21 protein-coding genes are annotated in these 24,562 nt (G+C 61.9%); 8 read left to right on the forward strand and 13 right to left on the reverse strand.

Annotated elements, in window-relative coordinates:
* Positions 1–77: 77 nt before the first annotated feature.
* Positions 78–371: a hypothetical protein gene (locus AC0JZ4_RS14960; protein WP_471887148.1), complete on the forward strand. Its 294-nt coding sequence runs from the start codon at positions 78–80 to the stop codon at positions 369–371.
* A 57-nt stretch (positions 372–428) separates the two neighbouring features.
* On the opposite strand, the gene AC0JZ4_RS14965 is transcribed toward AC0JZ4_RS14960, so the two are convergent.
* From AC0JZ4_RS14965 to AC0JZ4_RS14980, 4 genes are read right to left on the reverse strand one after another with little or no spacing between them, the layout of a single operon-like run.
* Positions 429–1,043 (reverse strand): ABC-type transport auxiliary lipoprotein family protein, encoded by a 615-nt coding sequence (locus tag AC0JZ4_RS14965; protein WP_471887149.1) that lies wholly within the window; start codon positions 1,041–1,043, stop codon positions 429–431.
* A 24-nt stretch (positions 1,044–1,067) separates the two neighbouring features.
* Positions 1,068–2,438: an MlaD family protein gene (locus tag AC0JZ4_RS14970; protein ID WP_471887150.1), complete on the reverse strand. Its 1,371-nt coding sequence runs from the start codon at positions 2,436–2,438 to the stop codon at positions 1,068–1,070.
* An 8-nt stretch (positions 2,439–2,446) separates the two neighbouring features.
* A complete protein-coding gene (locus tag AC0JZ4_RS14975; protein ID WP_471887151.1) occupies positions 2,447–3,280 on the reverse strand; it encodes an ABC transporter ATP-binding protein in 834 nt (277 codons plus the stop codon).
* A gap of 13 nt (positions 3,281–3,293) precedes the next feature.
* On the reverse strand, positions 3,294–4,436 hold the full coding sequence (locus AC0JZ4_RS14980) for an ABC transporter permease (RefSeq protein WP_471887152.1): 1,143 nt from the start codon (positions 4,434–4,436) through the stop codon (positions 3,294–3,296).
* 113 nt (positions 4,437–4,549) lie between these two features.
* Between AC0JZ4_RS14980 and dgcA the strand changes: the two genes are divergently transcribed.
* On the forward strand, positions 4,550–5,533 hold the full coding sequence (gene dgcA / locus AC0JZ4_RS14985) for an N-acetyl-D-Glu racemase DgcA (protein WP_471887153.1): 984 nt from the start codon (positions 4,550–4,552) through the stop codon (positions 5,531–5,533).
* Positions 5,534–5,553: 20 nt separating this feature from the next.
* On the opposite strand, the gene AC0JZ4_RS14990 is transcribed toward dgcA, so the two are convergent.
* A complete protein-coding gene (locus AC0JZ4_RS14990) occupies positions 5,554–6,369 on the reverse strand; it encodes a UDP-2,3-diacylglucosamine diphosphatase (protein ID WP_471887154.1) in 816 nt (271 codons plus the stop codon).
* A gap of 213 nt (positions 6,370–6,582) precedes the next feature.
* Here AC0JZ4_RS14990 and AC0JZ4_RS14995 point away from each other — a divergent pair, with 213 nt between their 5' ends.
* Together AC0JZ4_RS14995 and AC0JZ4_RS15000 are read left to right on the forward strand one after the other, a co-directional pair.
* Positions 6,583–8,910, forward strand: coding sequence for an NADP-dependent malic enzyme (locus tag AC0JZ4_RS14995; RefSeq protein WP_471887155.1), 2,328 nt, complete (start codon positions 6,583–6,585; stop codon positions 8,908–8,910).
* Between the two features lie 105 nt (positions 8,911–9,015).
* The gene (locus AC0JZ4_RS15000) at positions 9,016–9,741 is read left to right on the forward strand and encodes a hypothetical protein (RefSeq protein ID WP_471887156.1); all 726 of its coding nucleotides are present in this window, start codon (positions 9,016–9,018) and stop codon (positions 9,739–9,741) included.
* On the opposite strand, the gene bluB is transcribed toward AC0JZ4_RS15000, so the two are convergent.
* From bluB to AC0JZ4_RS15015, 3 genes are read right to left on the reverse strand one after another with little or no spacing between them, the layout of a single operon-like run.
* The gene (gene bluB, locus AC0JZ4_RS15005) at positions 9,742–10,434 is read right to left on the reverse strand and encodes a 5,6-dimethylbenzimidazole synthase (RefSeq protein ID WP_471887157.1); all 693 of its coding nucleotides are present in this window, start codon (positions 10,432–10,434) and stop codon (positions 9,742–9,744) included. It lies immediately after the preceding gene.
* A gap of 23 nt (positions 10,435–10,457) precedes the next feature.
* The gene (locus AC0JZ4_RS15010; protein WP_471887898.1) at positions 10,458–11,285 is read right to left on the reverse strand and encodes a TolB family protein; all 828 of its coding nucleotides are present in this window, start codon (positions 11,283–11,285) and stop codon (positions 10,458–10,460) included.
* 17 nt (positions 11,286–11,302) lie between these two features.
* Positions 11,303–12,976 (reverse strand): NAD+ synthase, encoded by a 1,674-nt coding sequence (locus tag AC0JZ4_RS15015; protein WP_471887158.1) that lies wholly within the window; start codon positions 12,974–12,976, stop codon positions 11,303–11,305.
* A gap of 202 nt (positions 12,977–13,178) precedes the next feature.
* Between AC0JZ4_RS15015 and AC0JZ4_RS15020 the strand changes: the two genes are divergently transcribed.
* The gene (locus tag AC0JZ4_RS15020) at positions 13,179–13,598 is read left to right on the forward strand and encodes a TadE/TadG family type IV pilus assembly protein (protein ID WP_471887159.1); all 420 of its coding nucleotides are present in this window, start codon (positions 13,179–13,181) and stop codon (positions 13,596–13,598) included.
* Positions 13,599–15,320 (forward strand): pilus assembly protein TadG-related protein, encoded by a 1,722-nt coding sequence (locus AC0JZ4_RS15025; protein ID WP_471887160.1) that lies wholly within the window; start codon positions 13,599–13,601, stop codon positions 15,318–15,320.
* An 81-nt stretch (positions 15,321–15,401) separates the two neighbouring features.
* Here AC0JZ4_RS15025 and AC0JZ4_RS15030 read toward each other — a convergent pair whose 3' ends face one another.
* Entirely contained in the window at positions 15,402–16,775 is a 1,374-nt protein-coding gene (locus AC0JZ4_RS15030; protein WP_471887161.1) for a class II 3-deoxy-7-phosphoheptulonate synthase, read from the reverse strand.
* A 257-nt stretch (positions 16,776–17,032) separates the two neighbouring features.
* Here AC0JZ4_RS15030 and AC0JZ4_RS15035 point away from each other — a divergent pair, with 257 nt between their 5' ends.
* On the forward strand, positions 17,033–18,394 hold the full coding sequence (locus tag AC0JZ4_RS15035; RefSeq protein ID WP_471887162.1) for a TadE/TadG family type IV pilus assembly protein: 1,362 nt from the start codon (positions 17,033–17,035) through the stop codon (positions 18,392–18,394).
* A gap of 21 nt (positions 18,395–18,415) precedes the next feature.
* Here the strand turns inward: AC0JZ4_RS15035 and gor are convergent, their stop codons facing one another.
* The 3 genes from gor to rpiA all read right to left on the reverse strand — a co-directional run bounded on the left by gor (position 18,416) and on the right by rpiA (position 21,184).
* Positions 18,416–19,804 (reverse strand): glutathione-disulfide reductase, encoded by a 1,389-nt coding sequence (gene gor / locus AC0JZ4_RS15040; RefSeq protein ID WP_471887163.1) that lies wholly within the window; start codon positions 19,802–19,804, stop codon positions 18,416–18,418.
* A gap of 105 nt (positions 19,805–19,909) precedes the next feature.
* Positions 19,910–20,470, reverse strand: a complete 561-nt coding sequence (locus tag AC0JZ4_RS15045; protein WP_471887164.1) for a DUF2059 domain-containing protein — start codon at positions 20,468–20,470, stop codon at positions 19,910–19,912.
* Positions 20,471–20,488: 18 nt separating this feature from the next.
* A complete protein-coding gene (gene rpiA, locus AC0JZ4_RS15050) occupies positions 20,489–21,184 on the reverse strand; it encodes a ribose-5-phosphate isomerase RpiA (RefSeq protein ID WP_471887165.1) in 696 nt (231 codons plus the stop codon).
* A 196-nt stretch (positions 21,185–21,380) separates the two neighbouring features.
* On the opposite strand from rpiA, the gene AC0JZ4_RS15055 reads away from it, so the two are divergent.
* Positions 21,381–22,067: an HAD family hydrolase gene (locus AC0JZ4_RS15055; protein ID WP_471887166.1), complete on the forward strand. Its 687-nt coding sequence runs from the start codon at positions 21,381–21,383 to the stop codon at positions 22,065–22,067.
* Positions 22,068–22,173: 106 nt separating this feature from the next.
* Here AC0JZ4_RS15055 and AC0JZ4_RS15060 read toward each other — a convergent pair whose 3' ends face one another.
* A complete protein-coding gene (locus AC0JZ4_RS15060; protein ID WP_471887167.1) occupies positions 22,174–24,369 on the reverse strand; it encodes a L,D-transpeptidase family protein in 2,196 nt (731 codons plus the stop codon).
* Positions 24,370–24,562: the final 193 nt, after the last annotated feature.

Raw genomic sequence — 24,562 nt, forward strand, 5'->3', positions numbered from 1 at the left:
GGACGCTGTTGAACCACATAGCTGCTAAGGCTACTGCATCATCTTCCGAAACCAATTCGGACAACAGGAAATACGTCATGAAGACCATCATCGCTCTCTCCGCCGCGGCGCTCATGCTGGCCGCCTGCAGCGCCACACCAGATCCGGAGCTGCGCGGCTTCGATTACGGCCCCGGCATCGAGCCGATACGCGGCAGTCTCACCTATGGCGATAGGGCGTCGATGCGCTCGCAGCTGCCGCCGGGGCAGCGCTTCACGCATGAATTCTTCGGCAAGTTCGGAGATAGGATCACCGAGCGTTACCGCGTCATGGATGATGGAAGGCTTGAACTTTATAGCCGCCGCGTTCAGCCGATCAGCATACCGCGCTGAAGCGGCTTTTGGGCAGGCCAAGGTTTGCCGCGCAAGACCTGCGCGGCAAACGGTCGATCACATGGAGCGCAACGACCAGTCGACGATATCCGCGCCGACCTTGGCAAAGGCGCGATCGAGTGCTTCGATGAAGTTCCGGTTGTCGGCGCCGGAGACCGGCGACGTCGCCTTGAATACCGACTGTGCCCGAACCGAACCGTTGCGGTCGTTGAGGATCTTTGCCGAGATTTCAACAGTCGCCACGCGGCTGCCGCCGGTCGTCACCTCGAAGGCACGGATATCGGTCACGACCTGATAGTCGATCGCCAGGCCCTGCCCCGGCTTGCCGACGCCGCCGAGCCGGCCGGAATTTTCAAACCCTTCGACGAGCTTCGACTGGACGAGACGCGGCAGCGTATCGCCCCAGCGCGAATTGGCGAGATACTGCACTTCCGACGCCGAAACGCGCACCACGACCTGCTCGCTGTCCAGCATCTTCACCGCGGTCGGTTGCGGCACGAGGATCTGGCGATTGCGCGCCGAAGGACCGTCGCCAGACGGCGTCAACGACAGGTCGAACGTGTCGTTGTTGGCCTTGGTGCCGCAGCCGCTGACAAGCGCCGCAATGACCGGCAAAACCAGTGCCATTGCGCGGCCATTGGCGGGCAGTCGGCGAACATTGGATACACTCATAAATCTCTACCCCTGCCTTGAGCCTTAGCGACGCGTCCGGCCGTCATATTCCTTGACGGTGTCACCGCCAAAGATGAGCCGCTGCGGATTCTCGTCGAAATTGGTGATGGTCTGGTTCAGCGAATTGACCGTGCGACGCGTATCGTCGACCAGCGTCTGGATATCCCTCAACCCGCTGGCAGAGAAACGCTGCAGGTTGTCGGCGATCGGCCCGACGCGTGCATTGATGTTGTCGGCGACCGTGCGGAAGGACTGCAGCGTCTGGCGCGCCTCGGCGAACAGGCCCTGCGACTCGTCGCTGGAAACGAGACCGTCGACCTTTTCGAGAATGCCGTTGACCTGCGTCGATGCGTTGTTGAGCTTGGTCGCCAGTTCGGTGAAGTCGGTGATCGCGCGGTTGATGTCTTCCGAGCGGTGGGCGACGTCGTCGACCACGCCGCGCGCCGAGGACAACGTCTGGCGCGCGTCCTCGGAGGCTGCCGTGATATTCTGGATCGCCGTGCCGACCTGGGCCGGATCGACCGCTGCCATCAGCGCATCGGCGCGGCGCAGCACGCCCTGGGCATCCGTGCCGACCTGGGCGAAGCTCTCGGCCGCGGTGCGCACGGTCGCGACCAGCGGACCGAAATTCTCCGAGGCGTCGGCGACATTGCGCGACACGCGCTCGGCATTGGTGACGACCTGGTTGACCCGTTCGGCATCGATGGCGCGAACAAGCTGGTCGGCGGCCTCAAGCGTCGAATTCAGCGTGCCCGAGACACGATCGACGGTCGCAGACAGGCTCGAAAGGCTGTTGAGGAATTCGTCGATACTGTCGGAATTGTTGGAGAGCGCGCCGGTGAATGTCTCGACATTGCGGATCGTCTGGGTCAGCGGCCCGCGCGCATCGCCGACGAATCCCTGAATGTCACCAATCGCCTGGTCGGCGCGTTCGAGGATCTTGTCGGCCGTCGCAAGCAGGTTGGTCACGCTCGACTGGTCGGCGATCAACACAGCCGGACGACCGGCCTCCATCGCCTTTTGCAGGATGTTTTCCTCGCCCTTGGCACCGCCTGAAAGCTCGATATAGGCGGCACCCGTCAGCCCCTGCACTTCCAGAACCGCCTTGGTCGTCTGATAAACCGGCGCGTCGGCGCGAACCTCGGTAAAAGCGATCGAGTAGCGCGGATCGTCCGGATCGATGGTCAGTCCACGAACCGAGCCGACGGCGATACCGTTGAAGCGCACCGGGGAGCCGACGGACAGGCCGTTTGCGGAGCCCGGAATGCGAATCGCAAGCTCGGCGGTCGGGCCGCCGCGACCCGACTGCGCCATCCAGTAGACGAAGCCGAAGGCGGCCGCCATGACGAGCAGCGTGAAGAAACCGACAATGGCGTAATTTGCTTTGGTTTCCATGGGTTACTTCACTTTCTCACGTCTGCCGGCTGCTGGTTTTCATTGGTCACGACGGAGCGCGCGCGCTTTCCGCGGAAATAGGATTGAACCCACGGATCATCGAAGGCGAACATATCCTCAAGCGTACCCTCCACCAATACCCGTTTCTGCCCGAGAACGGCAATCCGGTCACAGACCGAAAACAGGCTGTCGAGGTCGTGGGTGACCATGTAGACGGTCAGTCCCAGCGTATCGCGGAGCTTGGCGATCAGCGCATCGAAATCCGCAGCGCCGATCGGATCGAGGCCGGATGTCGGCTCGTCGAGGAAAACGAGATCGGGGTCGAGCGCCAACGCACGCGCCAGGGCCGCGCGCTTGATCATGCCGCCCGACAGTTCCGACGGGTATTTGTCCGCAGCGTCTGCCGGCAGGCCGACCATTTCGAGCTTCACATAGGCAAGCTCGTCCATCAGCGACTGCGGCAGGTCGAGATATTCCCGCATCGGCAGCTGGATGTTTTCCTTCACCGTCAGCGCCGAAAACAGCGCACCGTGCTGGAATAGCACGCCGAGCCGCGTGTCGAGCGCGATGCGCTCCTCGTCGGTTGCCGTCTCGTAGTTGGAACCGAGAATTTCGATCGAGCCGGAGCGGTGCGGCAGAAGGCGCAGCACCGTGCGCATCAGCACCGATTTGCCGGTGCCCGATGCGCCGACGAATCCGAGGATCTCGCCGCGGTAAATATCCAGGTTGAGATTGTCGAGCACCAGCTTTTCGCCGAAGCCGACGGTCAGGTCGCGCACGGAGAGAACGACCTTGCGATCGTCCTTCTGTGCCTCCCGTTCCATTGTCTGCCGATCGTCCATCAAGCTTGCCCCATCAGAAATCGATTGCGGAGTAGAAGATGGCGAAAAGCGCATCGATGAGAATGACCGCAAAGATGGCTTTCACCACCGAGGCCGTCACATGCTGGCCAAGCGACTCGGCACTGCCGCCGACCTTCATGCCTTCGACGGCGGCGACGATCCCGATTGCCAGCGCCATGAATGGTGCCTTGATCATGCCGGACGCAATCGACGTGTGGTCGATCGCCTCATGCAGGCGTGACAGATAGGTGTCGAAGGTAATGCCCGAATAGAGCAGCGCCACCACGGCCGCGCCGTAGAGAGCGGCAAAATTGGCAACGATCGTCAGAAGCGGCAACGCAATCGAGAGCGCTACCAACCGCGGGAAAATCAGTACCCCAACCGGATTGAGACCGATGACCGTCAGCGCATCGATCTCCTCGCGCATCTTCATCGAGCCGATCTCGGCGGTGATCGCGCTTCCGGAGCGGCCGGCGATCATGATGGCGGTCAGAAGCACGCCGATCTCGCGCAACTGCAGGATGCCGACGAGGTCGACGACGAAGATTTCGGCGCCGAAATAGCGTAGCTGGAACGCTCCCTGCTGGGCGATGATCGCACCGATCAGGAAGGACATCAGCACGATGATCGGCACGGCGCGAACGCCCATGCGGTCGATATGCGTGACGACGGATGCAGGCGATACGCCCGTGCCGCGGCCGAATTTGAGCTGTGCGCCGCGCACGGCGGAGCCCAGAATATGCATCGCCGCGTAGAAGTCGCGGCCGATCTCGACCGCAAGCCTGCCGGGCGGCGTGAATATCTTCTCGAACAGGCTGCGCTTGTCTGCGGCGTTCTTTTCAGGCGCCGGCGTCTTTTCCGGCAGGGCCGCAATCAGTTCCTCGATCGCGCCATTGCCGCCGGAAAGCGATGCCTGGCCTCCGTCACCCGTCTTCGACGTCATCAATCGGCGAATCAGCCAGGCGCCCGCGGTATCGATGCTGGTGATTCCCGAAAGCTCGATTTCGACCGCCCCCGCACTGCCGGATTTCTCCAGGCGCTCGAGGTCCTTGAGCACGGTCGCAATCGAATGATTGCGCCAATCCCCCGTTAAAACATACCGATTTCCGCCGCTTGGCAGGTCTTCTGCGTCGATCTTGGCCAGGCTGGGACTCACGGGGCGCGGGTGCTCACTTTAAAAGGTCTGTACCGGCAATGCATTGATCGCGCACCGGGAAACCGCAATATAGCGGCATCGCCCGCTTTTGCCACATTAGGACATTTAAAACCATGTCGCGTCACCTTGAAGCAACAATCGAGGCCTTTCCTATCGCCGGCAGCTTCACGATCTCGCGCGGCTCGAAGACGGCGGCGGAGGTGATCGTCTGCACAATTTCAACCAACGGCCGGAAGGGCCGAGGCGAATGCGTGCCCTATCGCCGCTACGGCGAGACGGTCGAGGGTGTTTTCGCTGACATTCTGTCGACAAGGCAGGCGATAGAGGCCGGAATGACACGGGCGGAATTGCAGCACGCAATGAAGCCGGGTGCTGCCCGCAATGCCGTCGATTGTGCATTCTGGGATCTCGATGCCAAGACGCGCGGATCGAGCGTCGCCACCATTCTCGATATCGTCGCCAAGGAGCCGATCGTCACCGCGTTCACTTTATCGCTATCCGATGCGGCAAGCATGGCAAAGGACGCGCAAAAGAATCGCGATCGACCGCTCCTCAAGATCAAACTCGGCACGGAAGACGACGAGGAGCGTATGCGCGCGGTGCGCAGCGCCGCACCCGATTCGCGCATCATCATCGACGCCAACGAAGGCTGGACGGAAGAAAATCTCCGCCACCACCTGTCCGTTGCCCGTGAACTCGGCATCGCGATGATCGAGCAGCCACTGCCGGCGGGCAAGGATGAAATCCTGTCGCGGATCGAGCGCCCGGTGGCCGTCTGCGCCGACGAGAGCGTTCACTCGACCGCCGATCTTGCCGCACTGCGCAATCGTTATGACGCGGTCAACATCAAGCTCGACAAGACCGGCGGCCTGACCGAGGCGATGGTGATGAAACAGGAGGCCCAGCGACTGGGCTTTCAGGTCATGGTCGGCTGCATGGTCGGCACCTCGCTCGCCATGGCACCGGCGGTGCTCTTGGCGCAGGACGCCGACTATGCCGATCTGGACGGGCCGCTGCTGCTCGCCAAGGACAGGGAGGGCGGCCTGCGCTACGACGGGTCGCTCGTCTACCCACCCTCACCCGGCCTCTGGGGCTGAGCGGGCGCGACCCTTCCCATTCAGGCCGCCTGCATATCCTTGATCTTCGACGGTGCCGGAAGCGCGTGAAGCTCAGCGGTTGCGGCGATATTGCGCCAGGTGATCAGCTCCAGCGTTCCGTCGAAATGCTCGACGATTGCCGTGCAGCTTTCCACCCAGTCTCCGGTATTGACGTAGTGAATGCCGTCGATGTCTTCCATCACCGCATGATGGATATGGCCGCAGATGACGCCGTCGACCTTGTGGCGGCGCGCTTCCTCGGCCACCACCTTCTGGAATTCGCCGATGAAATTGACCGCATGCTTGACCTGCAGCTTGGCCCAGGCCGAAAACGACCAGTAGGGCATGCCAAGCTTGCGACGCACCGCGGCCAGCACGACGTTGATGGCGATCGCCGCGTCATAGGCCCAGTCGCCGAGATAGGCGAGAAGACGGGCGTTGCGGACGACGACGTCGAACTCGTCGCCATGCAGGATCAGATATTTCTTGCCGTCGGCCATCTCGTAGGTGGCGCGGTCGGCCACTTCGATGCCGCCGAAATGGGTGCCGGGGAAATCGCGCAGGAACTCGTCGTGATTGCCGGGGATATAAACGATGCGGCTGCCCTTGCGCGCCTTGCGCAGCAGTTTCTGCACCACGTCGTTGCAGCCCTGCGGCCAGAACCAGGAGCGCTTCAGACGCCATCCGTCGACGATGTCACCGACCAGGAACACGGTGTCGGCTTCATGATGCTTCAGGAAATCCAGAAGCAGATCCGTGCGTGCGGCTTTTGAGCCCAGATGCACGTCGGAGATGAACAGAGTGCGGAATTTGCGTGCTTCAACTGTCTCTGCCACGGAAGCCGTCCTTTCATAGTCTGCCCCGCGCCTTCCAAAACCAGACTCGTGTATCAGGATGATGACACGCAGCCGGTTTGAGCCGTCTGCGCATTGCGCTTCGATTTCCGCTGCGGGACGAAAATAGCTGCTGTTCCAGCGGCACGATTGTTGTAAGGAGAAGGCCCATATTCGCCGGGTGACCGGCAGAAAATGAGCAAGGCAGGAGACATTATGGACGCGAAAGAAAATCCGAAATCGGCCCTCCCGAGCAGCGCCGACCTCGACGAACAGGCACTGTTCTTCCACCGGTATCCGCGTCCCGGCAAGCTGGAAATCCAGGCCACCAAGCCGCTCGGCAATCAGCGCGATCTCGCGCTCGCTTATTCTCCGGGCGTTGCCGCTCCCTGTCTTGCGATCCGCGACAACCCGGAAATGGCGGCCGAATACACGGCCCGCGCCAATCTCGTCGCGGTCATTTCCAACGGCACCGCTGTTCTCGGCCTCGGCAATATCGGACCGCTCGCCTCCAAGCCGGTGATGGAAGGCAAGGCGGTCCTTTTCAAGAAATTCGCCGGCATCGACGTTTTCGACATCGAGATCGACGCCAACAGCATCGGCGAGATGGTTTCCACCGTATCGGCGCTGGAACCGACCTTCGGCGGCATCAACCTGGAAGACATCAAGGCGCCCGAATGCTTTGAAGTCGAGCGCCAGCTGCGCGAGAAGATGAACATCCCGGTCTTCCACGACGACCAGCACGGCACCGCGATCATCGTTGCCGCCGCGATCCTGAACGGCCTGGAACTGGCCGGCAAGTCGATCACCGACGTCAAGATCGTTACCTCGGGCGCCGGTGCAGCCGCACTGGCCTGCCTCAATCTTCTGGTTTCGCTCGGCGCGAAGAAGGAAAATATCTGGGTCCACGATATCGAAGGTCTGGTCTACGAGGGCCGCACCGAACTGATGGACGAATGGAAATCGGTGTTCTCGCAGAACAGCGACAAGCGCGTTCTGGCCGAGAGCATCGATGATGCCGACGTCTTCCTCGGCCTCTCTGCCGCGGGCGTGCTGAAGCCCGAACTTCTGGCCCGCATGGCACCGAAGCCGCTGATCATGGCGCTTGCCAACCCGACGCCGGAAATCATGCCGGAACTGGCCCGTCAGGCACGCCCGGACGCGATGATCTGCACCGGCCGCTCGGATTTCGCCAACCAGGTCAACAACGTCCTTTGCTTCCCCTACATCTTCCGTGGCGCGCTGGATTGCGGCGCGAGCACGATCAACGAAGAGATGAAGATGGCGGCGGTCAAGGCGATCGCAGCACTCGCCCGAGAGGAAGTTTCCGACGTCGCGGCCAAGGCCTATAGCGGCGAAACCCCGGTCTTCGGCCCGGATTACCTCATCCCTTCGCCGTTCGACCCGCGCCTCATCCTGCGCATTGCTCCGGCCGTCGCCCGTGCTGCCGCCGAAACCGGCGTTGCTGCCCGTCCGATCCAGGATTTCGAAGCCTATCTCGACCAGTTGAACCGCTTTGTCTGGCGCTCCGGCTTCGTCATGAAGCCGATCTTCACCGCCGCAAAGGTGGCCGAGAAGAAGCGCGTCATCTTTGCCGAAGGCGAAGACGAGCGCGTGTTGCGCGCCGCCCAGGTGCTCCTTGAAGAAGAGATTGCCAAGCCGATCCTCATCGGCCGTCCCTCCGTCATCGAAGCGCGCCTGAAGCGCTTCGGCATCCGCATTCGCCCGAATGTCGATTTCGCCGTCGTCAACCCGGAAGACGATCCGCGATACCGCGACTATGTCGAGGATTATTTCGCGCTGGTCGGCCGCGAGGGCGTCAATCCGGAAGCGGCGCGCACTATCATCCGCACCAACAACACCGTCATCGGTGCGCTGTCGGTCAAGCGCGATGAAGCAGACGCGCTGATCTGCGGTCTCGAGGGACGCTATGACCGCCACCTGCGCGATGTTCGCCAGATCATCGGCAAACGCGACGGCGCATCGACCTTCGCCGGCCTCAGCCTGCTGATTTCGCAGCGTGGCGCGATCTTCTTCACCGACACGTTCGTCAACTACAATCCGACGGCCGAAGAGATCGCCGAGATCACCATTCTCGCCGCCCGCGAAGTACGCCGCTTCGGCATCGAGCCGAAGGCGGCGCTGATGTGCCATTCCAATTTCGGCTCCCGCGATTCCGAAAGCGCCCGCAAGATGCGCGCAGCACTTGCCATCATCCGCGACCAAGCGCCGGAACTGCAGGTCGATGGCGAGATGCAGGGCGGATCGGCCCTCAATGAAGCACTGCGCAAGCGCGCCATGCCCGACAGCCCGTTGCAGGGCGAAGCCAATCTGCTGATCTTTCCCAACCTCGATGCGGCCAACATTTCGCTCGGCGTCGTGCGCATGATGACGGAATCCCTGCATGTCGGGCCGATCCTGCTCGGCACGGCCAAGCCCGCCCATGTCCTGTCATCGACCGTCACCTCGCGCGGCGTCGTCAACATGGCGGCACTCGCCGTCGTCGAGGCCTCGCAGCCGGATGCGGTGCTGCAGGCACGGTAAAGACGCCTCCAGTCCCATCTGCGGCAAGCTTCCGGCATGGCGCAGATGGCAACCGACCTGACGAAACAATGCGACGGGTGTGAGATGGGCTTTAGGGCTTCGCGCATGCTGACATCGCTGGCAATCGCTTTTCTGGCGCTCCCTCATGCAGGGATTGCCAGAGATGCCATGCTCTGCGCCGACCTCTACCGCCGTCTCAACAATGCACCACAGATCATCGGCGGCAATCCGGCGTTCCGCCAGAACGATGCCCGCCAGCTCAGCCAGTTGAACGCCGACATCCGCCAGCTGCGCATCGCGATGCGCGGCCAAGGATGCGGGTCCGGCAGCATCGTGTCACTTGGCGGTGGCAACGGTGACGGCTCCTGTACCGGCATGCAGGATGCGCTGGCGCAGATGGAGGCGGAACGCGACCGCATGAGCGAGGCCCGCAACGGCGCCCGCTCGCTGCTCCAGCCGTCCGAGGAACGCGTGGCACTTCTGTCGGCAATCCGGCAAAGCGGCTGCACGCCGACGGATCTCGATGCGCAGGACGACCTCGACGAGCATGAGCGGGTTCGCATCCGAGGACTGGCCCTGCCGCTACCGGAAGATGCGACGGATACTGCGGCCTCCGCCCGCTCGCCGGAAAATCCCGTCAGCGAGGGCGCAAGCATCACCCGCTTCGGCAGCGCAACGCCCGCACAGGCCAAGCCTGAACCGATCGAGTTCCCGCCCGATCGCCCCTATGATCCCGACAGGAAGGTTCGCACCGTCGGTCCTCAATTTTTCCCATCGGAAGACATCGATCTCGCCAACCCGAAGGTCAGCGGCCCGCAACCGCTGCAATGATCAACGACGTCCCCAGCCGTCGTTGAAGATCAGATCCTCCAGCGGCAATCGCTGGCGCCACCCCTTCAGGGCCAGTTCCGGCTCGCTATAAAGTTCGTCGACATACCCCAGACACAGCCAGGCGACGATCTCGACGCTCTCGGGTATGCCCAGAATGTCGCGCACATCCGCATCGTGAAAAATGCTGACCCAGCCGACGCCGATCCCTTCGGCGCGTGCGGCAAGCCATAGGTTCTGGATGGCGCAGACCGTAGAATAGCTGTCCATCCGCCGGTTGTGCGTGCGTCCCAGAACCACCGGCCCCGCCCGATCGGGATCGCAGGTGACGCAGATCGACAAAGGCGCCTTGCGGATGCCTTCAAGCTTGAGGCTCGCATAGAGAGCCTGCTTCTCTTCCGGAAACATCGAAACGGCTTCCGCATTGGCTCTGGAGAACGCTTCCCAGGCGGCGTGACGCAGCGCCGCGTCACGCACGAGGGTGAAATTCCACGGCTGCATGAAGCCGACCGACGGCGCCGCGTGGGCGGCACCCAGCAGCCTTTGCAGCACATCCTCGGGGATCGGGTGGGAAAGGAACTGGTCGCGCACGTCGCGTCGCGTCTCGATCGCGCGATAGACGGCATCGCGCTCGCCCTGCGAAAATGCCTCGGCGGATACCAGCCCGCTTGCGGACCTTTTGTCGTCGTTGTTCATCACATGCTCTTAAAAGCAGCCGTTCAGGCCGGAAAATAGCGGACATAGGCGAACCGATCGCCGTCCGCTGCCCAGTTGGGCGAGTTCATCGTGCCCTGCCCGCCGAACAGATCGAACAGCGTCTCGACATTGCCGCCATCCATATCCATCAGCCGCACGCGAACATCAAGGTCGCGCGGGTGGTCTAAGACATCGCCGTCATAGGAGATGAAAACCACCTTGTCACCCTTGGGTGACGGGTGTGGAAACCAGTCGCCATAAAGGCTGTCGGTCATCCGCTCGGCCGCCCCGCCCATGGCTGGAACGCGCCAGATCTGCATGCGTCCGCTGCGGCTGGAGTTGAAGTAGATCCACTGCCCGTCCGGCGAATAATCCGGCCCGTCATTGCGGCCCTCGCCAAAGGTCAGCCGCGTCTCGTCAAGCCCATCGATCCCGATCGTATAGATATCGAAGACCTGATCCCGGATGCCGCAATAGGTGAAGCTCTTTCCGTCCGGCGACCAGCCATGCCAATAGGAGGGCAGGTTCTGCGTCACCAGCCGAGGCTTGCCGCCTTCTACCGGCAGGACATAGATCGCCGACTTGCCGAACTCCACCTTGTCCGACACGGCGATCAGGGACCCGTCCGGCGAAATGCCGTGGTCATTGTTGCAGCGCGTAGCAAAGCCCGTATCGACCCGCTGCGTCGGCGCATCACCGTCCGGGGACAGCCTGTAGACCAGGCCATCGGCGTTGAGCATCAGGTAGCGTCCATCGGGCGACCAGTTCGGCGCTTCGAACAGAGCGTCCGTCTGCCATACGACGCGGTTTTCGCGCGTCCGGATATCGAAGATCTCGATCGAGCTGCGCAGCGGCATTCCTGCCTCCCTCAGCGATCCCTGAACCGGTTGGTGATCGGGTAGCGGCGGTCGCGACCAAAATTCTTCTTGGTGATCTTGACGCCCGGCGCCGACTGGCGGCGCTTGTATTCGGCGAGATAAAGCAGGTGCTCGATGCGGTGCACGGTCACTGCGTCATGGCCGCGCGCAACAATCTCCTCCGTGCCCATCTCCAGCTCGACGAGGCATTCGAGGATATCGTCGAGCACCGGATATGGCGGCAGCGAATCCTGGTCCGTCTGGTCGGGACGCAGTTCGGCGGACGGTGCCTTGGAGATGATGTTGACCGGGATCACCTCCCCCGCAGGCCCGAGCGCGCCCGCCGGGACATGCGCATTACGCCACTCTGCCAGCGCATAGACCTGCATCTTGTAGAGGTCCTTGATCGGGTTGAAACCGCCGTTCATGTCGCCATAGAGCGTTGCATAGCCGACAGACATTTCCGACTTGTTGCCGGTCGTCACCACCATCGAGCCGAACTTGTTGGAGATCGCCATCAGGATCGTGCCGCGCGTACGGCTCTGCAGGTTCTCTTCGGTAATGCCTTCTTCGGTTCCCTCGAACATCTCCGAGAGCGACGCGAGAAATCCCTCGACCGGATCGGCAATCGGCACGATGTCATAGCGGCAACCGAGCGCCCTGGCGCAGTCGGCAGCATCCTGAAAAGAGGCTTCCGACGTGTAGCGATAGGGCAGCATGACGGTGCGCACCCTCTCATCGCCGAGCGCATCCACGGCGATCGCCGCGCAGACGGCCGAATCGATGCCGCCGGAAAGGCCGAGAACGACCGACTTGAAGCCGTTCTTGTTGACGTAATCGCGAAAGCCCAACATGCAGGCGAGGTAGTCGGCCGCCTCCTTTTCGGGGATCTGCGCCATCGGCCCAGGCAGGCAGCGCCAGCCATCCGCCTCGCGTCGCCAGTCGGTGACGACGATGGCCGGCTCGAATTGCGGCAGCTGGAAGGCGATCGTCTTGTCGGCATTGAAGGCAAAGCTCGCGCCGTCGAAAACGAGTTCGTCCTGGCCGCCGAGCTGGTTGGCGAAGGCAAGCGGCAGTCCCGTCTCGATCACCTGACGAAGCGCCACCTGATAGCGGATATCGAGCTTGCCGCGATAATAGGGCGATCCGTTCGGTACGAGCAGGATCTCCGCGCCACTTTCCGCCAGCGCCTCGCAGACGCCCAGATCGTTCCAGATCTCCTCGCAAATCGGGATGCCGATGCGCACGCCGCGGAAATTGTAGGGACCGGAGATCGAGCCTTCCGTAAACACGCGCTTTTCGTCGAACTCGCCGTAGTTGGGCAAGTCGACCTTGTCGCGAATGGCGATGATGCGGCCCGCATCGAGAAGCGCCACGGAATTGTGCCGACCGGCCTCGCCCTGTCGCGGAAAGCCGATGATCACGCCGGGACCGCCATCGGCGGTGTCCGCCGCCAACTCCTCGACCGCCTTGAGGCAGGCCTTGAGGAATGCCGGTTTCAACACGAGGTCTTCCGGCGGATAGCCCGAAAGAAACAGCTCGGTCAGCATCAGCAGATCAGCCCCTTCGCGGGCCGCTTCGTTGCGTGCCGCGCGCGCCATGGCAAGGTTGCCGGCGACGTCACCGACAGTCGGGTTCAGCTGGGCTATGGCGATGCGCAAGGCACTGAGATCATTCTGGGTCATGTCGCAGATTTAAAGCGAGCCGGCCCGCGCTGCAACGGTCACAGATGCAAATTTCACCCGCACGTCATCGGTCGCCCGCCGCCCGCAACTCTACTGCGCTCGTAGTGCAGTTTCATCCATATATATTCGTAATATCTATTTTAGAGAGTCCTTAATAGATGGCGCGCATGATCCGGCAAAAGAAAATGCCCTGGAGGAATCCATGTCCATCCGTCGCTATCTTGCCAATACATCCGGAGCGGCCGCGGTAGAGTTCGCGATTGTCGCGCCGCTCTTCTTCATGACCCTGCTCAGCATGATCGCTTACGGAATATACTTCTCCGCCGCGAGTTCCGTCCAGCAGATTGCGGCCGATGCGGCAAGGACGGCCGTTGCCGGCATGAACGAGACGGAACGACAGAGCCTCGTCACCGACTTCGTCAACAAGTCGACCATGGAGCATGCCCTGCTCGACAAGTCCCGACTGACCTTGCAAGTGCAGTCCGACCCGAGCAACCCCAACCAGTTCACCGTCGCCTTGAGCTATGATGCGAGCAACCTGCCGATCTTCAACCTCTTCAGCTACGCCATGCCGAGCAGCCAGATCCGCCGCTTCTCGACCGTGCGCGTGGGAGGCATCTGAATGTCGGCGCGCCACTGGTTCTCCGAAAAGTCCGGCAATGTCGCGATCACCGCAGCGATCTGCCTACCGCTCATCATCAGCACGCTTGCGCTCGGCGTCGACTACGGCTCGCTGACGCTGCAGCAGCGCCAGTTGCAGACGACAGCCGACCTCTCGGCCATCTCGGCTGCCGCCACGCCGAGCAATCCGGAAGCCGGCGTGCTCGACTTCATGAACCTCAACGGCAAGAACATCGCCGTCCTGAAGAACGGCCAGCTTCTCAACAAGGGCCAGCCGGTCACCTTCGATGCAGCGACCGTCTTCGACCGGTTCGAGGCCTATGCCGTCGTCACCAACGGCAACTACAAGTCCGACAGCACCATCCCAGTCGCCTCTCGCTTCCAGGGCGGCGTGGCGCCCTATGATGCGGTGCGGGTGACGCTTTACCAGCGCGGTGGGCTCTATTTCGGAGCCAGCATCACCAAACCGCCGACGCTGAATGCCAGCGGCACGGCGGCGATCGACCGGATGGCATCCTTCTCCGTCGGCTCACGCCTCGCCAGTCTCAACAACGGCATCCTGAATGCGCTGCTCAGCCAGTTGCTCGGCACCAATATCTCACTGTCGGTGATGGACTACCAGTCGCTGCTCAATGCCAATGTCGATCTGCTGAAAGTACTGGAAAAGCTGTCGATCAAGCTCAACCTGACGGCCGGCACCTATAGTGACCTGCTGGACACCAACATCACCTATGGCGCACTGCTGAATGCGATCGGCCAGACCACAGGCGTGACGCCCGCCGTGCAATCCATCGTCAAGGGCCTGGAAAAGACGCTCGAAAAAAGCAAGGTCACCGTCAAGCTCAGCAACGTACTCGACATCGGCCCGCTCGGCTCACGGCTGATAGGCCAAAGCAACGGCCTCGCCGTGCAGACCGACATTCTCGGCCTGATCAACGCGGTCGCCACCACCGCCAACGGCAAGAACCAGATCGACCTGGATCTCGGTGCGACGATACCCGGCCTTGCGTCCATCACCGCGTCACTGGCGATCGGCGAACCGCCGGTCGGCGCGAAGGCGATGGGTATCGGCAAGACAGGCGCGATCGTGCGCACCGCCCAGACCCGCGTGGCATTGACCGCCACGGTCGACGGCATCACCGGCCTGCTCGGGATCAAGGTCAAGGTTCCGCTCTATCTGGAGATCGCCCATGCCGAGGCCCGCATGGCCTCGATCACCTGCACGACGGGCTCTTCAGGTGCGACGGTCGGCGTCGAGGCAGCCCCCGGCGTACTCGAGCTGTCGCTCGGCGATGTCGACAAGTCGGCTTTCGCCAACTTCGGCAAAGACCCGCGCGTGACGAAGACCAAAATGGTGGCGACGCCTGCCCTCAATCTGACGGCGCTTGCCTATACCAATGCCACGAACATGAACCTGAGCCAGGTCAGTTTCTCACCTTCGGACATCCAGACGCAGAAGGTGAAGCAGGTATCCACCCGCAACACGGTCGAAACGCTGATGGATTCGCTGATCCGCGACCTGACGCTGGAAGTCGAGCTTCTCGGCATTCGGGTCGCCATCCCGCAGGCGCTGCTCGGCGGACTGGCCGACACGCTGCGCCTCGTTACCGCTCCGCTCGATAACGTACTTTACGCCCTGCTCTCCACACTCGGGGTGAAGATCGGCGAAGCCGATATCCGCGTCGGCGGCGCCACCTGCCACAATTCGGTTCTCGTCCAGTAATTGTTCAGCGCATGGACGGGAAACGACAAGGCCGGCGAAATCGCCGGCCTTGTTTGTTCTTGCTCTGCGGTGTCCCGGCCCTTAGCCGTTGACGACCATCCGCTTTTCATCGCGGCCGCTCTTCATGCGCTCGGCCAGGAGGAAGGCCAGTTCCAGTGCCTGGTCGGCATTGAGGCGCGGGTCGCAATGTGTATGGTAGCGATCCTGCAGGTCGGCACCGGTGACGGCGCGCGCACCACCGGTGCACTCGGTCACATCCTTGCCGGTCATCTCGACATGGATGCCGCCCGGATGCGTGCCTTCGGCGCGATGGATCTGGAAGAAGCTTTCGACTTCCGACAGGATCCGCTCGAACGGGCGGGTCTTGTAGTTGTTGAGCGTGATCGTGTTGCCATGCATCGGATCGCAGGACCAAACCACCTTCTTGCCTTCCCGCTCGACCGCGCGGACCAGCTTGGGCAGGTTTTCAGCAACCTTGTCATGACCGAAACGGCAGATTAGCGTCAGACGGCCGGCTTCGTTTGCCGGGTTCAACGCGTCGATCAGCTCGATCAGGTTGTCGGGTGTCAGCGACGGGCCGCACTTCAGGCCGATCGGGTTCTTGATGCCGCGGAAATATTCCACATGCGCATGGTCAAGCTGGCGGGTGCGGTCGCCGATCCACAGCATGTGGCCGGAGGTCGCGTACCAGTCGCCCGAAGTGGAATCGACGCGCGTGAACGCTTCCTCATAGCCCAGAAGCAGCGCCTCGTGGCTGGTGAAGAAATCGGTCTCGCGCAGGCTCGGCTGGTTGTCGGCCGAGATGCCGATCGCGCGCATGAAGTCCATCGTCTCGCTGATGCGATCCGCCAGCTTCTTGTAGCGCTCGCCCTGCGGGCTATCCTTGACGAAGCCGAGCATCCACTTGTGGACGTTTTCGAGGTTGGCATAGCCACCCATCGCGAACGCGCGCAAGAGGTTCAGCGTTGCTGCCGACTGACGGTAGGCGTCGAGCTGGCGCTCCGGTGCGGGAATACGGCTTTCCGGCGTGAAGTCGATGCCGTTGATGATGTCACCGCGGTAGGACGGCAGCTCGATATCGCCCTGCTTCTCGAAATTCGAGGAGCGCGGCTTGGCGAACTGGCCGGCAATACGACCGACCTTAACGACGGGCAACTGCGCGCCATAGGTCAGAACGACGGCCATCTGCAGGAACGAGCGGAAGAAGTCGCGGATATTGTCCGCGCCATGTTCAGCAAAGCTTTCCGCGCAATCGCCACCCTGCAGCAGGAAGGCATCGCCTTCCGCAACCTTCGCAAGCTGCGACTTCAGACGGCGAGCCTCGCCGGCGAAGACGAGCGGCGGAAAGGTCGCCAACTGGGCTTCTGTCGCCGCCAGAGCGGCCTGATCGGGATATGCCGGAACCTGCTGGATCGGCTTGTTGCGCCAGCTGTTCGGGGTCCAATTCTGTGCCATTTGTCTCACCTGTGCATCCGGACCACCGAGCCCGGACGTTTCCTCTTCGAAATAGGGGCGGCTTATACCCCCTAACATTGCCTTTGACCAGCCGCCTTGAGGCCCCTTCCGTCGTGAACGGTGCGTTGCCGATTGGCGCACTTTAATATCGGTCATTAACCAGGAAATGAGCTGCCTCGAACCGCGTTAAAATGCGATTCACAATCATATATTATTATAGGCCACATCTGAAACATTGACGGCTTTGGGGGGCTGCAATGCGTGGGTTCGGGGATTTCTTGCGCCACGATGGCGGCAATTTCGGGATATTGACTGCTCTGATTATGGTGCCACTGGTAGGGGTGGCCGGGCTTGCTATCGACTTCGGTCGCGCGCTCGATCTTCGCGCGCAGCTGGCAGCCGCCGCCGATGCCGCGGCAGTTGGCGCGATCGCGGAAAAATCGGCAGCGGTTGCGCAGGCCATGGCGGCGCCGGGAAACGCAACAGTGGCGCTTGATACGAGCGAGGCGCGCAAGCTGTTCTTCGGTCAGCTATCGACCAACATCATCGACATTCCCGTCGACGTCGACATCCAGCTCGTCAAGTCGGACAATGTCATAACCTCATGGGTCAGTTACAGCGGCACACTTCCGACGACCTTCATGCAGGTTCTCGGCAAGAAAGACATTACAGTTTCCAACACCGCAACGGCGACCTACCAGACACCGTCCTTCATGGATTTTTACATGCTGCTCGACAACACCCCTTCCATGGGCGTCGCCGCAACCATGGATGCGATCGACGACATGAAGCATGCGACGCGTTACGGCTATCAGAAACCCGGCAACGAAAAGGGTAAAGATGCCAATTGCGCCTTCGCGTGCCATATCGTCTCCGAAAGCGGCGTCGAAGACCGTTACAGCTATTATCGACTGGCGCAATCGGAAGGCATTCCCATCCGCATCGACGTGGTGGCGGCAGCCGTCAAGTCGCTGATGGCGACGGCGAAAACGACCCAGACCATGTCCGGCCAGTTCCGGATGGCCGCATATACATTCGGCGAGAAGGCGCAGGACGCCAAACTCTTTAAGGTCGCGGAACTGAACGAAAGCCTGACCACGGTCGGCAATGCCACCGACAAGATCAAGCTGATGAGCATTCCCTATCAGAACTACAACAACGACCAGCAAACGAGCTTCGATGACGCCCTCAAGGGGGTAAAAGACGAAATCCTGACGAAGACCAGCACGTTCGGTGTTCCAGGCTATGGCACGAGCCGCACCGACCGACAGAAGATCGTTTTCATGGTCGCCGATGGCGTAGGAGACAGCTACAAGCCAAACAAGTGCACACGGCAGACAAGCGGCGGGCGCTGCATCGAGCCTATCGACCCGCGCGCATGCCAGGCGCTCAAGGACAGCAACATACGGGTCGCGGTTCTCTACACAACCTATCTGCCTTTGAAAGACAATGATTTCTGGAAATCCTGGGTCAAACCCTTCGATGGCAATATCGACGACAAGATGCGCGAATGCGCCAGTCCCGGCTATTTCTTCGAGGTGACATTGGAACAAGGCATCGAGGACGCGATGAAGACCCTGTTCCGCAAGATCGTCGCCATGCCGCGGATCACCAGCTGATCCGCGGCACTTGGGCGTTCTTCAGACGCGCTCGCCGTTCTTCACCCGGTAGGACGGGCTATACATGGTCACCAGCTCTTCCGCGGCGGAAGGATGCAGCGCCATGGTGCGGTCGAAGTCGTCCTTCGTCGCGCCGGCCTTGAGGCAGATGCCGATGATCTGCGCCATCTCGCCGGCCTCGTGGCCGAGGATATGGGCACCGACGACCTTGCGGCTTGCGGCATCGACGATCAGCTTCATGATCATCCGCTCGGCGCGGCCCGATAGCGTCGCCTTCATCGGCCGGAACTCGGCACGATAGACTTCCAGCTCTTCGTAACGCTTGGCGGCGTCTTCTTCCGACAGGCCGACCGTGCCGATTTCCGGCTGCGAGAAGACGGCGGTCGGGATGAGGTCGTAATCCGGCGAAGTCGGCTTGTCGCGATACACTGTGTCGATGAAGCACATGGCCTCGTGGATCGCCACCGGCGTCAGCTGCACCCGGTCGGTGACATCGCCCAGCGCGTAGATGTTCTCGACATTGGTGCGGGAGAACTTGTCTACGATGATGGCGCCGCGCTCGTCCATCTTCACGCCTGCGGCCTCGAGGCCGAGACCCTTCGTGTAGGGATCGCGACCAAGCGCCAGCATGACGGTGTCGACGTTGAACTTCTCGCCACCTTTGGTGCGTGCGGTCAAGCCGCCTTCCGGCGCCTTGGCAACGTCTTCGATGACGTCGGTGAGAATGATCCGGATGCCCTTGTCGACCATTGCCTTATGCAGGCCCTGACGCATGTCGTGGTCGAAACGCGACAGGATTTCCCTGCCGCGATAGATCAGCGTCGTCTCGACGCCGAGGCCGTGGAAGATGTTGGCGAATTCGACCGCAATATAACCGCCGCCGGCGATCAGGATCGACTTCGGCAGCGTTTCCAGATGGAAGGCCTCGTTGGAGGTGATGCACAACTCGTGGCCGGGCAGCGAGGCATGCGGGTTGGCGACGCCGCCGGTGGCAATCACGATGCGCTCGGCCGTGACGGTTTGGCCGGTCTTGGTCAGGCGAACGGTATGGGCATCGACGAGTTCGGCGCGGCTGTCGAAGACGTCCGCCTTGTTGTTTTCCAGGCCGCGACGGTAGATGGCTTCGAGACGCTCGATCTCCTTGTCCTTGGCGGCGATCAGCTTCTTCCAGTCGAACGTGCTTTCGCCGACCGTCCAACCGAAGCCGGCCGCATCTTCGAAATGCTCGTGAAACTGCGACGCGTAGACGAACAGTTTCTTCGGAACGCAACCGCGAATGACGCAGGTCCCGCCAAAACGATATTCTTCCGCAATGCCGACCTTCTTGCCGAGACTGGCTGCGACACGGCCGGCGCGCACGCCACCTGAGCCTCCACCGATTACAAACAGGTCATAGTCATAGGCGGCCATCGTCATCTCCTTCGGCATGCGGAACGGATGCCGCATATAGGCATATTGCAGCGCAATAAAAAGCCCGGATCTCTCCGGGCTTTCGATAATCTGTGTGGGCTAAGCTTACTGTGCCGGAGCGGCCGGCGCGGGTGCCGGATCGGCAGCCGGCATCTCGCCCGGATTGGCATCGATGACGGTGCGCAGCTTGGCCGTCGACTGGGCAGACAGGTCGCGGGACACGCCGTTGCTCCAGATTTCGGCAGCACGGCCGAGTTCGCGGGCGACGAGCGGCGTGCTCGTCATCAGCTTCTTGCCGGCTTCGGTGTTGAAGAAGGTGGCAATCGCCTTCAGCTCGTCAGCCGAGAAGCTCTTGGCATAAATGGTCGCCGCTTCGCGCTCGAGATCGGCACGACGCGGTGCCAGCGCCAGTGCCTCTTCATCGACAGCCGCCGAGATCTGGTCCTGGAAGTTCGGCGAGGACTGGATGAACTGCGCCTTCAGACGCTCGGCCAGTGCCGGAAGAATGTTGTCGTAGCGATCGGTGACGCTGAGCGCGCTGATCGCCTCGCGTGCGGCGGCAAGATGCGCCTCAGGAATGTCCTGCGCCTGCGCCTGCATGGCCACCGAACCCGACAGAAGAACGGATAGCGCGATGGCACGGCCGAAAACCGCGGATTTGATCATGAGTAAGTGCTCCTACTTCTATTTCGCCTGAAGCGTCCGCGCTCCTGCCGGTCCGGCAATGATCGCAAGCGACGCCATATGAATGAAAAGTCCGTGTTCGACCACGCCTGGGATGGCATGCAGTTCTCTCGAAAGTGCCTCTGCATCAGGAATACGGCCAAAAGATGCGTCGAGAATATAGTGTCCACCGTCCGTGGTGAACAGATCATCGCCCGATTTGCGCAGCGCAAGACCACCCGAAAGCCCGAGCCTCGACGCAGCCTTTTCGACCGCGACGCGGGTGGCGACCTCGCCGAAGGGATTGATCTCGATCGGCAGCGGAAATGCGCCGAGCATATCGACGACCTTGCTTTCGTCGGCAATGACGATCATGCGCGACGAAGCGGCCGCGACGATCTTTTCGCGCAGAAGCGCGCCGCCGCCGCCCTTGACGAGCGTGAGGTCGGCATCGAGTTCATCGGCGCCGTCGATCGTCAGGTCGAGTTCGGGCAGTTCATCGAGGGACTTCAGCGTGATGCCGAGTTCGAGGCAGAGCCGCGCCGTGCGCTCGGATGTCGGAACGCCCTCGACACGCAGGCCGCCATGCACCTTCTCGGCCAGAAGCCGGACGAATTCCTCCGCCGTCGACCCGGTACCGATGCCGAGCCTCATGCCGTCCTCGACATAAGTCAGCGCGTCCGCCGCAGCCTTGATCTTCATTTCCCTGGCGTCCATGCGCCGCATGCTCCCCGCTGTTCTAGCCGATCCGCTGTTTACACGCCTCATCCGGGGAGCGGAAGACCCCCGCTCCTGTTTCTCACTGGATCAGGAATGTCTCACACACTCCACCACAGCCGCCGCCAAGCCTTTCCAAGCTGCTCGAGGCATGCTTAACCGGAACCCGTCATGTGAGCAGCAGTGAGGTATGTTCGTGAATTCTCCCCTCGTCATCTTCGATCTCGACGGAACCCTGATCGACACCGGCCCCGACCTGATCGACAGCCTGAACCACACGATCGCGGCCGCCGGCCTCGACCCCGTCAGCTTCGACGACCTGACCCATCTCGTCGGCCAAGGCGCGCGGGTGATGATCAAGCGGGCCTTCGACCTGCGTGGCAGACCACTCGACGAGTCAGAACTGGAACCGCTGCTGCAGCGCTTCCTCGCCCATTACAAAAGCCACATGCCCGGAGACAGCAAAACCTATCCCGGCATCATCGAGGCGCTGGACCGGCTGGAACAGGCCGGAATGCGGCTTGCCGTCTGCACCAACAAGCTGGAGGAACTGGCGCTACCGCTTCTCGACACGCTCGGGCTGGCACCGCGCTTCGTCGCGATCACCGGCGGTGACACGTTTGCCGTGCGCAAGCCCGATGCCGGGCATATCCTCGGCACGATCGAAAAAGCCGGCGGTGACGCAGGCCGGACGATCATGATCGGCGACAGCGTCAATGATATCCGCGCCGCCCAGAATGCCGGCATCCCGTCGATCGCCGTCACCTTCGGTTATTCCGACGTACCAGTCGAAAGCCTGGCCCCCACTCGCGTCATCAGCCATTACGACGCGCTGACGGTCGAGATGGTGGAGACGATCCTCGCAGAGACAGCCACGGCCTGACGGTACGGCACCTGGGCCTGAACAGCCTGGACGACAAAAGACGGCCCGAGAGCCGCCTTTTTCAATTCCTGCACGTCGACTTGTTCAAATGTCGCCGGTCCGGCGATCAGATGCGCGCCTTTGTCGTTGCATCGAACGCCTTTTCGACGGCCGTATCACGGTCATAGACGTCGTCGAAATATTCGACCGCACCGTCCTTGTTGGGCCAGGCGGTGAAATAGGAAACATAGACCGGAATATCGGCCGTCACCTTGGCGGCGACATTCTTGCCGGCGGCGATACGCGCATCGACATCGGCTTCCGTCGTGCCGAGAACGGCGGCCGCCATCTTGCGCGGCTCGGCCAGACGTACGCAACCGTGGCTCAGCGCCCGCATGTCCCGCTGGAAGAAGCTCTTCGACGGCGTGTCATGCATGTAGATCGCATGCGCGTTCGGGAAAAGGATCTTCAGATCGCCGAGCGCATTGTCGCTGGACGGCGGCTGGCGCACAGAAATACTCTGGGTCGAACCGTACCAGTTGACGCTGGAAGACGGCACGGCGCGGCCATTGACGGCCACTTCATAGCCCATCCGGTCGAGATAGCTCGGGTCCTGACGCAGATGCGGCAGCATTTCATTGACGATGATCGACTGCGGAACGCCCCAGTAGGGGTTGAACTCGACCGTCTGGATTTTGTCGTTGAAGAAGAAGGTCTGGTGCGCCTTGGAGCCGACGACCGTGCGCATAGAGAACTGCTCGACGCCCTGTTCGTGGTAGTAGACTCGGAAGGCCGGCTGATTGATGAAGACGTAGCGCTGGCCGAGTTCGTCAGGCAGCCAGCGCGCCTGCTCCATGGCGACCACGACCTTCTCGATCTTGTCCTGAACCGTGTGGCCCGTCATCTTGCGCAGCGTCGCAGCACCGATCACGCCGTCGGCCTTCAGCCCCGCTTCGCTCTGGAACGACTTCACCAGTTCTACAAGCTCCGGCGTGTATTCAGGCGTCTGCTGGTAGCCGGCAAGGGTCGCGGCATGCTCGGCCTTTAGCGTCTCGGAGCCGCGTTTGCCGATCAACGCGACGACATTCGGCAGATCCGGGCTGCTGTTGCCGGGCTTCAGCAGCAGCTTTTCCGGCAGCACGATCGTGTCGCCTGCATCCGCTGCCTCAACCTTCAGCTTGGCAAGCTCTGCCTTGAGGGCAAGGAAATTCGAGCCTTTCGGCGCCATGCCTTCCAGATGGGCGGCAGCGTCCGGCGCCGAGGCCATAGCGGCAAGCACCGGTGCCAGCGCAACGGTATGGCGCTTGAGGTCGTGGAAGCCGGAAATCCGGTTCGGGTCGATACGGCCGCGCACCATGTCCTGCGCGAACAGAAGCGCCTTTGCCGACAGCGCCAGTTCGAACTGCATCATTTCGCGCTGGTGCTCGACGGAAACGGGCGCAACGGTGACAGGCTGTGCAGCCGCAGGCTCGGCGACGGTGGCCGCACTTGTGGGTTCTGCCTCAGGCGCCTCGGCCACGGCCGGCGATACCGGGGCTTGCGCCTCCGTTGCAACACCGGTCGCAGGGGCGGCATCAGCCGGGACTACCGGTTCGGCAGCGGATGCGGCGGTTTCAGCCGAACCGACCGCGGTCGGCGCAGGCTCGGCAGCAACGGCGCCCTCTGCCGGCATTGCAGAGGATGCGACAGAAGCAGCATCGGCGGCGGCATCGATATTTGGCGTCGCGGCCGGTGTGGCAGGCTGGACGCTCGCGGTCGTCAGCGCCGGCACATCGACGGCATAGTCGGCCGGATCGAGGCCGAATTCGCCTGCCCGCTGCAACAGCGCCATCACGGCGCGCGCCTTGTCGTTGACATCGTCCTGCGACACCCAGAGCGGCTGCGCCGCAGTGGCGTAATACGCTTCCAGCGCGGAGGCGATATCCGAGGGCGCGGACAGCTTGGCCTCGGCAAGGGTTGCATAGGCGCCCGCCGCTGTGGCTGCGGCAAATGCGCCGGTTTTCACAAGGCGCTGGCCGTCGGTCTTGTAGGTATAGTAGCGGGGACCGGAAACCTTTGGCAGCGGCTCGGGGTCGGCCAGAGCCCGTTCGCTCGGCGCCGCCTCCTGACCGCGCTGTCCTGCCTGCGCACTACCGTCGCGCTTGCCGGGCCCGCCGCGCAGGATATCCATCAGCGTGATGGCGTGCGCCGGCGCGGTCGCACCGGCAAAAACGGAAATGCCCGACACCAGCGCGACGGCCAAGGATGTCTTCTTGTAGATATGCTGCAATGTAGTCCCCGTGACCTTCGTTCGCGTCGCGCGCAAACTCTTCTTCAGTGTCACGCCATCTATCCGATCGCGTGAAGGATGGAAAGAAATTCGCCGTTCACATCTCCATTTCGGCAAGAAGACAGACGTGATCCGACGCAGGATGCAAAGGTTAAGAATTCCTTGGTTAATTTTTCATTGATGCGCATTCATTTCCCACATCGAACTACAATCTTGCCACGCCAAAAATCAGGTCCGCGTGTCATAA

It is taken from the genome of [Rhizobium] kunmingense (genome assembly GCF_977018605.1).

What these genes read in the sequence shown, in the direction of transcription:
- AC0JZ4_RS15045 (WP_471887164.1), bottom strand. Translation starts at nt 20,470, where the DNA reads ATGATCAAATCCGCGGTTTTCGGCCGTGCCATCGCGCTATCCGTTCTT.
- AC0JZ4_RS14995 (WP_471887155.1), top strand. Translation starts at nt 6,583, where the DNA reads ATGGACGCGAAAGAAAATCCGAAATCGGCCCTCCCGAGCAGCGCCGAC.
- AC0JZ4_RS14975 (WP_471887151.1), bottom strand. Translation starts at nt 3,280, where the DNA reads ATGGACGATCGGCAGACAATGGAACGGGAGGCACAGAAGGACGATCGC.
- AC0JZ4_RS14965 (WP_471887149.1), bottom strand. Translation starts at nt 1,043, where the DNA reads ATGAGTGTATCCAATGTTCGCCGACTGCCCGCCAATGGCCGCGCAATG.
- AC0JZ4_RS15020 (WP_471887159.1), top strand. Translation starts at nt 13,179, where the DNA reads ATGTCCATCCGTCGCTATCTTGCCAATACATCCGGAGCGGCCGCGGTA.
- AC0JZ4_RS15035 (WP_471887162.1), top strand. Translation starts at nt 17,033, where the DNA reads ATGCGTGGGTTCGGGGATTTCTTGCGCCACGATGGCGGCAATTTCGGG.
- AC0JZ4_RS14960 (WP_471887148.1), top strand. Translation starts at nt 78, where the DNA reads ATGAAGACCATCATCGCTCTCTCCGCCGCGGCGCTCATGCTGGCCGCC.
- AC0JZ4_RS15030 (WP_471887161.1), bottom strand. Translation starts at nt 16,775, where the DNA reads ATGGCACAGAATTGGACCCCGAACAGCTGGCGCAACAAGCCGATCCAG.
- AC0JZ4_RS14970 (WP_471887150.1), bottom strand. Translation starts at nt 2,438, where the DNA reads ATGGAAACCAAAGCAAATTACGCCATTGTCGGTTTCTTCACGCTGCTC.
- AC0JZ4_RS15025 (WP_471887160.1), top strand. Translation starts at nt 13,599, where the DNA reads ATGTCGGCGCGCCACTGGTTCTCCGAAAAGTCCGGCAATGTCGCGATC.
- gor (WP_471887163.1), bottom strand. Translation starts at nt 19,804, where the DNA reads ATGGCCGCCTATGACTATGACCTGTTTGTAATCGGTGGAGGCTCAGGT.
- dgcA (WP_471887153.1), top strand. Translation starts at nt 4,550, where the DNA reads ATGTCGCGTCACCTTGAAGCAACAATCGAGGCCTTTCCTATCGCCGGC.
- AC0JZ4_RS15015 (WP_471887158.1), bottom strand. Translation starts at nt 12,976, where the DNA reads ATGACCCAGAATGATCTCAGTGCCTTGCGCATCGCCATAGCCCAGCTG.
- bluB (WP_471887157.1), bottom strand. Translation starts at nt 10,434, where the DNA reads ATGAACAACGACGACAAAAGGTCCGCAAGCGGGCTGGTATCCGCCGAG.
- rpiA (WP_471887165.1), bottom strand. Translation starts at nt 21,184, where the DNA reads ATGGACGCCAGGGAAATGAAGATCAAGGCTGCGGCGGACGCGCTGACT.
- AC0JZ4_RS15000 (WP_471887156.1), top strand. Translation starts at nt 9,016, where the DNA reads ATGCTGACATCGCTGGCAATCGCTTTTCTGGCGCTCCCTCATGCAGGG.